The organism is Mucilaginibacter sp. OK268 (assembly GCF_900103125.1).
GTDB lineage: Bacteria > Bacteroidota > Bacteroidia > Sphingobacteriales > Sphingobacteriaceae > Mucilaginibacter.
This window is the reverse complement of record NZ_FNJV01000015.1, coordinates 66,312-79,050: the sequence shown is the minus strand read 5'-3', so window position 1 is coordinate 79,050 and position 12,739 is coordinate 66,312. Positions and strand designations below refer to the sequence as shown.

Genomic DNA, 12,739 nt, shown 5'->3' with positions numbered 1-12,739 from the left:
AATGTGAGTCACTAACTCGGAGCGAAGCTTAGTTTACCCTGCTTCTTGCTCAATCAAATAGTCCAATATAATAATTATGCTAATCTAAAGGAGCGCAGCGTGGCAATCCCTAACTGTACAGAGTGGCTCTGGATTGCTTCGTTCCTCGCAATGACGCGCGGAAAAGAAAGATTATCCGATAAAACTCAGACAAGACGGTCAAACCCTCGCCCAAAACCCAGCCTGTCCTTGCCCAAAACATAGATCCGGTGAAAAATAACGATGACTGCGGGGATGCCCAACCAATGGGCGTGAAAGGAATTACGGATTTCGCCATGAAACAAATAAATGATGGAATGCCCCAATCCGCAGCCGGGGCACCACTTGAAGCCCATGAGTTTTAAAGGGCATAGTGTAAAATGCGATTCGGCGCCTGGCTTACTAAAAGCCAGGGTCAGCATGGCCGCTACCCAGAAAACCAGTTCAAAATATTTTGAAAAGAGCCGTTTAATCAACCTTGTTCGCTTTGTTATGGAACAGTAAAGATACGGCAAACGCCAGCAGCACACCTACCAACAAAGCGCCGAATATACGGCCCGACGAGGCCTCCATTACATTGTTCATGGACACGTGCGCGTAGCTAAAATATAATATGGTGGCAAAAACAGTTACAATACCTCCCGCAATTAATATCTTAAAACTTTGTATCAGAGCTTCTAAAAATCCCATCTGACCTTTACAGTCGTTTTTACGATAGCTATAAATCCCTGCAAATAACCCCAGGGCCGGGATCAAAAACGAAAAGTACTCCAATGTGGCCACTTTTTCGTCGGTTGGTGAAATGCCCGAACCGTGCATCACAAACATCCATATTCCACTTAATACGCCAATGATAATACCCCAAATAATTGCATTCTTCATGGTTTATAAAATTAGGTTAAAACAATAGGTAGGTAACAATGATAAGTTTATTGAATTTACCATTAAAAAGTAATAATTCATAGAGATTGTTTCATTTTGAAGCAAAGATTTTTGGGGAGCAAAGAGCAAGGATAAAAGGAGCAAAGAAAATCCTTACTCCTTGTTCCCAAAATCCTTGCTCCCTACGCTCTCCCCAAATCTTTTTATGTACATTTGCATCAGTTTTGAACATCCGTGATATTTTAGACAGATACAAGGCTGATGACAGGATCAAAGCGTTGGCAACAGCCCTAAACGCTTCAAAAAGTCCCAGAATACAGCTACGTGGTTTAGTCGGATCAAGTGATTCGGCCATGGCGGTAGCATTGTATTTTTTGCAGCACAAGCACATGGTATTTGTACTGCCCGATCGTGAAGAGGCCGGCTTTTTTCAGGCTGATATTGAAAACCTTACCGGAAAAGAAGCCCTGCTTTTCCCTTCATCCTACCGCAAACCCTTTGAATTTACCCAGCCCGATAGCAGCAATGTACTGGCACGTGCAGAGGTCCTGAATGAGCTTAGCCACTCCACCGAGTTTGGACAACTGATCGTGACCTATCCGGAAGCTCTTGCCGAAAAGGTGATCGACCGTGCTTCGCTTGAAAAAAACACACTGGAAATAGCCGTTGGCAGCAAGCTGAGCATTGAGTTTATCAACGAGTTTTTAATTGAGTACGATTTTGACCGGGTTGATTTTGTATACGAGCCCGGGCAATTCTCTGTCCGCGGTGGCATTGTCGATATCTTCTCGTTTTCACACAACCTGCCCTACCGGATAGAGTTCTTTGGTGATTCTATTGAGTCGATCCGCACGTTCGAGATCGAGAGCCAGCTGTCTGTTGAGCAGGTTAAAAGCATCACCATTGTACCCAATGTACAATCCAAGTTTTTAACCGAAAGCAATATTTCGTTGCTGGAATATGTGGAGCCCGGCACACAGATATGGATAAAAGATGTGCAGTTTACGCTGGACATTATCCAAACCGGCTTTAAAAAAGCGGTGAACCTGTGGAAAGCGCTCTCGGCCGAAGAAAAAACGCAGAACCCCGAATGGATAGATCCTAAGTTTGGTTTTACCGATGAAAAACTGATAGCCGACCAGCTGCATGATTTCGCGGTGGTGGAGTTTGGCAAGCAGTTCTTTTATCAGCCCAGCGCCTCCATCAATTTTGATATGCGGCCCCAGCCTTCGTTCAATAAGGATTTCACGCTGCTGATCCACAATTTTAAAAACAACGAGGCGGATAAGATCGAGAATTTTATCCTCACCGATTCGGCCCGGCAGGTAGAGCGTTTGTATGCCATATTGGACGATTTGGATAAAACTGTAAAGTTTACCCCCATCAGCGTTTCTATCCGCGAAGGCTTTGTGGACCAGGAACAAAAACTGGCCTGCTATACCGATCATCAGATATTTGACCGCTACTATAAATATAAGCTCAAAAAGGGTTACCAGCGTTCGCAAGCCATTACCCTTAAAGAACTGCGCGATCTGAAACCCGGCGATTACGTTACCCACATCGACCACGGTATTGGCAAATATGCCGGCCTGGAAAAAGTAGAGGTTAACGGCAAACAGCAGGAAATGATCCGCTTGATTTATGCCGATAACGATCTGCTATATGTGAACATCAACTCGCTTAACCGCATATCCAAGTACAGTGGCAAAGAGGGCACCGTACCCAAGATGAATAAGCTGGGGACCGATACCTGGGAACGCCTTAAGAAAACAACAAAAAAAAAAGTTAAGGACATAGCCCGCGACCTGATCAAGCTTTATGCCCTGCGTAAGGCCCAGCAAGGGAATGCCTTTTCGCCCGATAGTTACCTGCAAACCGAGCTGGAAGCCTCCTTCCTGTATGAAGACACTCCTGACCAGGAAAAAGCCACAGCTGACTTTAAAAAGGACATGGAATCGCCGCACCCGATGGACCGGTTGATTTGCGGAGATGTGGGTTTCGGTAAAACCGAAGTTGCTGTGCGTGCGGCATTTAAAGCTGTAGCCGATAGCAAGCAGGTGGCCATATTGGTACCAACCACTATTTTAGCGGCCCAGCACTACAAAACATTTACCGACAGACTCAAAGGCTTCCCGGCCAATATTGATTACATCAACCGGTTTAAAACCAGCCGGCAGATCAAGGATACTTTAGAGAAACTAAAAGAGGGCAAAGTCGATATCATTATCGGCACGCACCGCCTGGTGAGCAAGGATGTTAAGTTTAAGGATCTGGGCTTGATGATCATTGATGAGGAACAAAAATTCGGCGTATCAACCAAAGAGAAACTGAAGCAGATGCGTGCCAATGTGGATACGTTGACGCTTACCGCTACGCCTATACCGCGTACGCTGCATTTTTCGTTGATGGGGGCACGTGATCTTTCTATCATATCCACCCCGCCGCCCAACAGGCAACCGGTGGTTACGGAGCTGCATGTGTTTAATGATACACTGATCAAAGAGGCGGTAGAATTTGAGATAGAACGGGGCGGACAGATTTTTTTTATTCATAATCGCGTGGCCGATCTGCCACAACTGGGCGGCATGATTCATAAGCTGGTACCCCGGGCACGTATTGGCATAGCCCACGGACAGCTGGAAGGTGATGCGCTGGAAGATGTGATGCTGAAATTTGTGAATCACGAATATGATGTACTGGTGGCTACCACTATTATTGAAGCCGGTTTGGATATCCCGAACGCAAATACCATCATCATCAACTATGCGCACATGTTTGGCCTGAGCGATCTGCACCAGATGCGTGGTCGTGTAGGGCGAAGTAATAAAAAGGCTTATTGTTACCTGCTGAGTCCGCCATTGTCAACATTAACCAGCGAAGCCCGCAAACGGCTGAGCGCCATTGAAGAATTCAGCGACCTGGGCAGCGGCTTTAATGTGGCTATGCGCGATCTGGATATCCGCGGCAGTGGAAACCTACTGGGCGCCGAGCAAAGCGGTTTTATTGCCGAGATCGGTTTCGATATGTACCATAAGATATTGGACGAGGCTATACAGGAATTAAAAGAAGATGAATTTAAAGGCGTGTTCCCGGATGATAAACCACGGCCGTTCATTTCCTTCACGCAAATTGATACCGACCTCGAGATCCTCATCCCGGATGAGTACGTAACCAATATATCCGAACGCTATAACTTGTACACTGAGTTATCTAAACTGGAGAACGAGGCTGAACTATCGGCCTTTCAACAACAGCTGCATGACCGCTTTGGCAAAGTACCACCACAGGTTAACGACCTGTTGAACACCATGCGTATGCAATGGCTGGGCAAAGCTATCGGCTTTGAAAAGATCTCGCTTAAAAAGAATGTGCTGCGTGGCTATTTTATCAGCAACCAGCAATCGGCCTATTTCGAATCGGACGCTTTTCGGAATGTGCTCACTTTTGTACAAAGCAATATGCGCCGCACCAACCTCAAAGAAGTAAAAAATACCCTGCGCCTAAGCATCGAAGGTGTAAACAGCATTGACCAGGCTGTCTTGTTCCTGAATGAAATTGTGGGTATGGTTGGGGTTGATTAGGTAATCTGATTTGTCATGCTGAACTTGTTTCAGCATCCCATATGCAAAGCAAACACCATACATGTCGAATACTTAGCAAGAGTGAGATCCCGAAATAAATTCGGGATGACTTCGGCTAAAGCGGTTTGTGAAGCCCCATAAAAACCCAATCAATACACATCTATATCAACTGTGGCTGTGTTTTTTTCTATTATAAAAATACCAGGAGCAATCACTTTATCATGGCGGTCTATTGCTCCATCATAATTGATGTCTTTAAGAATAATCCCACCAACTACACCCGGTGGCATTTGTATAGGATGATTGTTTATATCCTGTTGCGATTTAAAGATCCCGGTTGGAATAAAGCCATCGTAAAAGCTTTTGGCACTTCCATTTTGAACAATAACATAATACTCGCTTAAATAAGCAACATCAAATTTCACTTTTCCGGCATTGTCGGCGGTTTTTGTGTATTTCGGACTGTTGTTAACCACTCCAGCCGAATCGGCATAAAGCTTTATGATGGCTCCTGCCGATGCACTATTTGTTCTTCCGTCGGTTACTGTAATTACAACCGTAGTAGGAACAGCGTCTTTTTTACTACAGGAAAAAAAGGCAATTGCTGCCAAACAGCACAATAACAAAAGTTTAGGCTTTTTCATGATCACTAAATTACAAACCGCAGGAGGAGGCATCTCACCTGCATGGCAAACACCACAAATGTGGAATACTTAACAAATGAGATCCCGAAATAAATTCGGGATGACCTCATGTAGCTTAAATCTGAAATCGAACATCTCAATTCCGAAATATTATTTATACCTTTTTATAAATATCTCTCAGGTTCCTACCCATTTCCTGGTAATCCAGGCCGTAGCCTACCACAAACTCGTTCTCAATCTCAAAGCCTACATATTTCAGCTCCTCAATCGGGCTCAGCAAAGCCGCAGGTTTCAACAATAGAGAGCATACTGCAATAGATGATGGATTGCGCTGTTTCAATTTATCTATCAGGTAATGCAGTGTATTGCCGGTATCTACAATATCCTCAATGATCACCACATCGCGATCTTTAATATCCATGATCAAATCAATATCATCGCGGATCTTCAGCTTGCTGGTTGTTCCACCATAATAGGATGCTAGTTTGGTAAAGGCAATTTCACAGGGACCTTCAATTTGTTTGATGAGGTCTGCAATAAACAAAAAACTGCCGTTCAGCACGCCAACAAACACAGGGATACTGTTTTGATAATCTGCGTTTAACTGCTGGCCAATAGCTTTGGTACGTTCAACTATTAACTTTTCGCTGATAAGGGGTTCAAATTCAAGATCGGCAATTTTAATTTTCATAAGTGGGGGCTACTTTAATGTTTGGGGCATTTTCAACTTGGGTATGTTAAGTAATTACATACGCATTACGATTTTTGCCCTAAAATAGTATAAATCGCTTACAATAGCACCAAAATAATTATACTGCATATAACGTATCTTTGCACCCCATGATCGATTACCAGGCATATACCTTACCCAATGGCATTCGCATATTATATAAACATGCTCCTTTTGCCATAACCCATTGCTGTTTTATTGTAAATGCCGGCTCGCGCGATGAGAGAGAGCAACAAGATGGTCTTGCCCATTTCATTGAGCACCTGCTGTTTAAAGGAACCGAAAGGCGCAGTACCAACCAAATTTTAAACCGACTGGAGCTGGTTGGTGCCGATCTGAATGCCTATACCACTAAAGAGTATACCTGTATACATGCATCATTGCTTAACCAGCACCTGGAGCGGTCGATGGATCTGTTTGAGGACATCCTGTTCCACTCCACCTTTCCGGAAGATGAGCAGGAAAAAGAAAAAGGCGTAATTCTGGACGAGATCGCCTCTTATCTTGATCAGCCAGAAGAAGCCATACAGGATGATTTTGAAGAATTGCTTTTTCAGGATCACCCTATCGGTAAAAACATTTTAGGGACCGCCGAATCTGTTGGGCGGATGAATGGCGATGACATCCGGGCTTTTATCCGGGCTAATTACAGCACTTCCGAAATGATATTTGCCGTTCATGGCAATTACGATTTTAAGAAGATCATCAAACTATCCGAAAAATACTTTGGGGGAATTGCAGCAAATTCTGCTCAAAAAAACAGGATAGCGCCGAGGGCCAATCAAAATGGCATTCATATTGTTAAAAAACCGATATCGCAAACGCATTGTATCATTGGTAACCAGGCCTATTCATCATCACACACACATAAAAGCGGCTTATTACTGCTTAATAACTTGTTAGGCGGTATGGGCATGAGTAGCAGGTTGAACCTGGAGATTCGTGAAAAGTATGGTATTGCCTACACCATTGAGTCGAATTATACCACGCTTACCGATACGGGTATTTTTTCCATTTATTTTGGAACAGATGCCGAGAAAGCTGAAAAAGCCTCGCGCCTGGTACACAAAGAGCTGAAAAAGCTGCGCGAGCAAAAATTAGGCACATTGCAGTTGCACCAGGCTAAAGAAAAGTTCATTGGTCAAATTGCCCTGGCCGAAGAAAACCGTATGAGCCTGATCATATCGATGGCAAAAAGCTTGCTTGACTTTAACCATATTGATACGCTGGAAGATGTTTTTGCCAAAATAAATGCCGTTACAGCCGATCAATTGTTGGAAATAAGCAACGAAATTTTTGATATTGACAAGCTAATTACACTGAAATTTGAACCTAAATAAGAATAAACCTGTATTTTTGTAAAATGAAGTATCCTATCATCGCCTACGGAGATCCTGTTTTAAGGAAAAAAGCAACAGCCATTGAACCAGACGAGTACCCTCATATCAAAGAGTTGGTTGAAAACATGTTTGAAACCATGTATGCCGCGCATGGCGTTGGTTTAGCCGCCCCGCAGGTGGGTATGTCTATGCGTTTATTTGTGGTTGACGCTTCTGTTTTTAGCGATGATGAGCCCGAACTGAAAGACTTTAAAAAAGTATTCATAAACGCTACCATACTAGAAGAAACCGGCGAAGAATGGGGCTTCAACGAAGGTTGCCTGAGCATACCCGATATCAGGGAAGATGTATATCGTAAACCGGTAGTAAAACTATCCTATTACGACCAGGATTGGAAACATTATGAAGAAACCTTCAAGGGCCTTGCCGCACGTGTAATACAGCACGAATATGACCATATTGAAGGTAAACTTTTCACTGATAAATTAAGTCCGCTGCGCAAACGCCTGATCGAGAAAAAGCTGAACGATATATCAAAAGGGATAGTTGACGTTGATTACCGGATGAAATTTCCGGCTGTGAAAAAAGGAAGATAATTTAAGTAGTAAGTCAGGAGTCTTTAGTTTTAAGTCAAAAAACGGATATGTTTTCTTGACATAAAAGACTTTGTGCCCAAAAGACTTATGACTTCAAACTCAGAACTTCAGACTTAATTACTGCTGCTCTTATTATCAGAATCGGTAATCTGTTTGATCAAACTACCCCAGGCAAAGGGATTGAGCAATGGATTGGGTGTTAGGGAATGTGAATTCAGGATACTGGTATGCATGCCCTGAGCCGTGGCCGATTGTATTTCCTGGGCATCCCGGGGCAATACATTTCCTAAAGCCACCAACGATGTCCGGCTTATGTTTTTACGCGCTATCTCCAGGTCGTCATCGGCCAGTTTCACAGCTAAAAAATCTTTCTTAAACTCGTCGGTAGTTGCCCAAGGAAACACATGAAATGTGGGCAGGTTAATGATCTGCGGTTTCAGGCTCACCTGCAGCGTATAGCTTTTATTAGGCACATTTGCGGGTATAACAACAGTAACCGGTCCATATCCCACGCAGGTAAAGCGCAGGGTATCCTGCTCATGCACCACAAACGAAAAATAACCTTTGTAGTTTGACTGGCCTGCCGAGTTATGTGCCGAGGTATTGGTAATGGTAACATAAGGCACAATGATATTGGTGCTGTCTGCATTATGTACTACACCTGTAAACTGCACAACGGGCCTATCGTCATGTTTTTGTGCAAAGGCCCCAATTGTCACAAATAAAAATAATATGGCTATCAGATATTTCATATACCAATCACCCTCTCCGGATATATTACAGGCTATGCCCGGAAAAAGTTTCAAAACTTTTATCAAAAGTACGTTAATGCCGTAAATAAGGTAGGCATTTTAACAATACTTAACACTATCTCAAATTTTCTGGGAGCACCGCGTTAGGGTCGTCAATGTCTGTTAGGTTGATAGCCTCAATACCGGTTATTTCCGGAACAGCTTTTTTAATAGCCTGTTCAATCCCGGCTTTAAGCGTCATGATGCTCATCGGGCATGATCCACATGAACCCAACAACTTTAATTTAACAACACCTTCAGGGGTAATCTCCTCAATCGAAACATTCCCGCCATCAGTCTCCAAATACGGACGGATGGTATCTAAGGCTGTCTCTACTTGACTTAATAAACTCATTTTAACTAAATTATAATAAAAGTAAAGTTACTTAATTATTTACAATAACAGATAATGGATTTTGGGGATTGACGGAGCAATGATATTTGTCTTTTTTCTAAAAATCCTTATTCCTTGCTCCACACGTCCTTATTCCCAATATCCTTTCTCCTAAACTCCCGCAACCGGTTCACTACTCATGGCTTTCGCGTTTGAAATAGCTACTTGCTGCGCCACGCGGCGGGCCATCTCTAAAAATGCCTGGGTCATTATCCCATCTTCTTCCAGTATGGTTGGTTTGCCTGCGTCACCAGAGTCGCTTATACCCTTTACTAACGGAATTTCTCCTAAAAATGGTACATTCAATTGCTCTGCCAGTTTTTGACCGCCGCCTTTACCGAAAATATAGTATTTATTATCTGGTAATTCGGCAGGTGTAAAGTACGACATGTTTTCGACCACACCCAATATCGGTACGTTAATGGCCGGCATTAAAAACATGCCTATCCCCTTTTTAGCATCGGCAAGCGCCACGTTTTGCGGCGTGGTTACAATTACCGCCCCGGTTACCGGGAAAGTTTGCGTAACCGTTATGTGTATATCGCCGGTACCGGGTGGCAAATCAATCACCAGGTAATCCAGTTCGCCCCAGTCGGCATCGTTAAACAGTTGTTTTACCGCAGTCGATACCATTGGTCCGCGCCATGGCACGGGCTGATTGGGGTCTGTAAAAAAGCCGATAGACAACAGCTTGATGCCATATTTTTCAATTGGCTCAATCCGTGTTTTTCCATTAACCTCGCTGGCTTGCGGGCGCACACCCTCCAAACCAAACATAATTGGTATCGATGGCCCGTAAATATCGGCATCTATTAAACCTACTTTGGCTCCGGCTTTAGCCAGTCCTAATGCCAGGTTTACCGCCACCGTTGATTTACCAACCCCTCCTTTACCCGATGCCACCGCTATAATGTTTTTAACCCCCGGAACGCCGGTGTTTTTTTGCGATGTAACCCTCGAAGTCATATTGATGCTTACCACAGCCTCTTTGCTTATAAAATGGCTGATGGCATTACGGCAGGCATTTTCTATCAGTGCTTTCAGCGGACAGGCCGGCGTGGTCAGTATCACCGAAAAGCTAATGTTGTTGCCGTCTATATGAATATCCTGTATCATGTTCAGGGTAACCAGGTCCTTTTTCAGATCCGGCTCTTCCACATTGCCCAGGGCTTGTAAAACTTGTTCTTTGGTAATTATCATAATATTATGGCAAATTTATGAAAACAGGTTGTTGATTTGCGTTTGTTAAAGAAACAATTTGCAGAAACAACCGTTTGCAGGGGATAAGATTTAGTTTAGTTTTGGAAAAATTTACACATGAAGCGTCTTAATCCTAAATACATACGCATAGCCGCATTTATACTGATACCCTTACTGCTTATACTTTTAATAGGTGGCTACATTGCCTATTCAAAACGCGAGGCCTTGCTTCAAAAAGCTATCAGCAAAGCTAAAGCAAAAGCCAGGAGGGATTATAATTTAGATGTAAAAATAGGCTCGGCCCACTTTACGGGCTCCAGCACGGTAGCATTCTCAGACATCTCGATAGTGCCCGAACAGCGCGACAGTTTACTCCACATCAAGAACCTGGTGGTTAGCGTAAAATTATTGCCGCTTATTATTGGCGATATTAAGCTGGCCGATGTTTCTTTGCAGGATGGGTTCATTAATCTGACCAGCGTAAAGGGGGTTAAAAATTTCGACTTCCTGTTTAAAAAGAAAAGGGACACTACCGCCACACATGATAAGGTTGATCTGGCCGATCTGGCCGATCATCTCATAAACGAAGTACTGTACAAGATCCCGGACAACCTGCACCTGGATAATTTTTCGATCAGTTTCAGGGACGACAGCACCCGGTTAAAACTACTGGCCAAAACCGCCCTGATCAAAGATGGCAACCTCACCTCAACTATTGATGTAGATAATGGCGCAGCTACCTGGCATATTGCCGGTAAAATGCACCCCTCAGATAAAGACATCGATGTAAAAATGTATGCCGATGGCAAAAAGGTAGAGCTGCCTATCATCCAAAAAAAGTTCAAGCTTGTATTAAATTTTGATACCATCAGCACCAGGCTTACCAAAGTGGAGCACGGTGGTGGTGAAACAAAAATTTATGGCTCATGGGCTGTACATAACCTGCTTATCAACCACCCGGGTATATCATCAGACAATATTGTTTTTCCTGATGCATCCATTGATGCTAATGTATTTGTAGGCAGCAACTATGTATCTGTCGACAGCTCGTCGCTCATCCACATTAAAAAACTTACCGCGCACCCCTTCATCAAATACACGCTTAACCCGGTAAAAATCTATGAGCTTAAAATCAACACGGGTTGGCTAAACGCAGCAGATATTTTCGACTCCTTCCCTTCGGGGATGTTTGATGCCCTGGATGGTATACAGGTTGCCGGCAAGCTCAACTACGCGCTTAATTTTTATATGGATTCGTCAAAGCCGGATGACCTGCAATTTGATTCGCGCCTGAGCAAGGATAATTTCAGGATAGTGAAATATGGTAAAACCGATCTGACCAAATTGAATGGCTCCTTTGTGTACACCCCATATGAAAAAGGCAAGCCTATGTCGCCACACCTCATCGGTCCCGAAAACCCGGAGTTTACACCGCTGGAACAAATATCGCCCAACCTGCGTAATGCTGTTATGACGGCTGAAGACCCTTCTTTTTACACCAATCATGGTTTTGTGGAAGAAGCCTTACGCAAGTCGTTAGTTACCGATTTTAAAACCAAAAAGTTTAAACGGGGCGGCAGTGGCATATCCATGCAGTTGGTGAAAAACGCTTTTTTAAGTCGCGAAAAAACCCTTGCCCGGAAAGTAGAGGAGATCCTGATCGTGTGGATCATCGAAAACAACCGCGTGATGACCAAAAACCGGATGCTGGAGGTTTATTTCAACATTATTGAATGGGGTCGTGGTATATACGGCATATCCGAAGCTTCGCATTATTATTTTGGTAAATCACCATCGGAACTTACCCTGGGCGAAAGTATTTACCTGGCAAGTATTGTTCCTTATCCAAAGGGTGGCTTATATGCTTTTCAGCCCGATGGTACGCTGCGTCCGGGCCTTCATGGGTACTTTAACCTTATTGGTAAATTAATGGCGCAAAAGGGCTATACGGCTCGCGATACTAATGCTTACGGTTTTTATGGCGTTCGTCTGCGGGAAAGCCTACGCCGGGCCATTGCACCGGTTGATACCGCTACTGCCGACAGCCTGATGAAACAAAGCGACGACAATGAAGTAATGCCGGTACTGGAAGATCCTGTAAAAAAACCAAATTTCTTTCAGCGTCTTTTTGGTAAAAAAGATACTACCGGCAAAAAGGCAGAAGAGCAGGAAAAGGTAAAAGAGAAAACCGCTAAAGAGAAATTAAAGGAGCAAATTGAAGCCCTTAAGCAAGAGTATAAGCTAAAAATTGATAATATTGATACTGCTGGCAAAACCCGGAAGGATATAAGGCAGGAAAAAAGACGCCTGAGAAAAGAACAAGATGATAAAGAGGATGAGCTGAAACAAAAAGCCAACTTATAGCTTGTGATAGGCTTAACCACCTCGGTGATCGCTGCCGTTGGGCACCCTGCCGACGACGACGTTTACAGCAAAATGATTAAAGTACGCCGTCCAAAAGAAGAGTTGTTTATCCACGTATAATACAATTTAGATATTAGAGTCAGGAACCAAGAGTTAAGATTGTAACAAAAAGCTGTCTCTTGATTCTTGACTCTTATAT

General features: G+C 43.6%; 11 protein-coding genes. 4 read left to right on the top strand and 7 right to left on the bottom strand.

Annotation, left to right across the window (positions count from 1 at the left end; genetic code table 11):
* Positions 1–185 precede the first annotated feature (185 nt).
* Both BLR84_RS29180 and BLR84_RS29175 read right to left on the bottom strand, forming a co-directional pair.
* Positions 186–494 carry a DUF2752 domain-containing protein gene (locus BLR84_RS29180; RefSeq protein WP_255367075.1) on the bottom strand — a complete coding sequence of 103 codons (309 nt, stop codon included), beginning with the start codon at positions 492–494 and terminating at the stop codon, positions 186–188.
* On the bottom strand, positions 487–900 hold the full coding sequence (locus tag BLR84_RS29175; RefSeq protein WP_090473790.1) for a DUF4199 domain-containing protein: 414 nt from the start codon (positions 898–900) through the stop codon (positions 487–489). Before BLR84_RS29175 ends, BLR84_RS29180 begins: the two co-directional genes overlap by 8 nt.
* A 224-nt stretch (positions 901–1,124) precedes the next feature.
* On the opposite strand from BLR84_RS29175, the gene mfd reads away from it, so the two are divergent.
* Entirely contained in the window at positions 1,125–4,481 is a 3,357-nt protein-coding gene (mfd, locus tag BLR84_RS29170) for a transcription-repair coupling factor (protein WP_090473789.1), read from the top strand.
* A 149-nt stretch (positions 4,482–4,630) separates the two neighbouring features.
* Here the strand turns inward: mfd and BLR84_RS29165 are convergent, their stop codons facing one another.
* Together BLR84_RS29165 and hpt are read right to left on the bottom strand one after the other, a co-directional pair.
* Positions 4,631–5,125 (bottom strand): hypothetical protein, encoded by a 495-nt coding sequence (locus BLR84_RS29165; protein ID WP_090473788.1) that lies wholly within the window; start codon positions 5,123–5,125, stop codon positions 4,631–4,633.
* Between the two features lie 154 nt (positions 5,126–5,279).
* Positions 5,280–5,816 carry a hypoxanthine phosphoribosyltransferase gene (gene hpt / locus BLR84_RS29160; protein ID WP_090473787.1) on the bottom strand — a complete coding sequence of 179 codons (537 nt, stop codon included), beginning with the start codon at positions 5,814–5,816 and terminating at the stop codon, positions 5,280–5,282.
* A gap of 152 nt (positions 5,817–5,968) precedes the next feature.
* Here hpt and BLR84_RS29155 point away from each other — a divergent pair, with 152 nt between their 5' ends.
* Positions 5,969–7,195, top strand: coding sequence for a M16 family metallopeptidase (locus tag BLR84_RS29155; RefSeq protein WP_176852190.1), 1,227 nt, complete (start codon positions 5,969–5,971; stop codon positions 7,193–7,195).
* 23 nt (positions 7,196–7,218) lie between these two features.
* A complete protein-coding gene (gene def, locus BLR84_RS29150; RefSeq protein ID WP_090473785.1) occupies positions 7,219–7,791 on the top strand; it encodes a peptide deformylase in 573 nt (190 codons plus the stop codon).
* 113 nt (positions 7,792–7,904) lie between these two features.
* Here the strand turns inward: def and BLR84_RS29145 are convergent, their stop codons facing one another.
* The 3 genes from BLR84_RS29145 to BLR84_RS29135 form a co-directional block, all read right to left on the bottom strand.
* On the bottom strand, positions 7,905–8,597 hold the full coding sequence (locus BLR84_RS29145) for a carboxypeptidase-like regulatory domain-containing protein (protein ID WP_255367074.1): 693 nt from the start codon (positions 8,595–8,597) through the stop codon (positions 7,905–7,907).
* 61 nt (positions 8,598–8,658) lie between these two features.
* Entirely contained in the window at positions 8,659–8,937 is a 279-nt protein-coding gene (locus tag BLR84_RS29140; protein WP_090473784.1) for a NifU family protein, read from the bottom strand.
* A gap of 150 nt (positions 8,938–9,087) precedes the next feature.
* The gene (locus BLR84_RS29135) at positions 9,088–10,176 is read right to left on the bottom strand and encodes an Mrp/NBP35 family ATP-binding protein (RefSeq protein WP_176852189.1); all 1,089 of its coding nucleotides are present in this window, start codon (positions 10,174–10,176) and stop codon (positions 9,088–9,090) included.
* 117 nt (positions 10,177–10,293) lie between these two features.
* Here BLR84_RS29135 and BLR84_RS29130 point away from each other — a divergent pair, with 117 nt between their 5' ends.
* The gene (locus tag BLR84_RS29130) at positions 10,294–12,540 is read left to right on the top strand and encodes a transglycosylase domain-containing protein (protein WP_090473783.1); all 2,247 of its coding nucleotides are present in this window, start codon (positions 10,294–10,296) and stop codon (positions 12,538–12,540) included.
* The last annotated feature ends 199 nt before the right edge of the window (positions 12,541–12,739 follow it).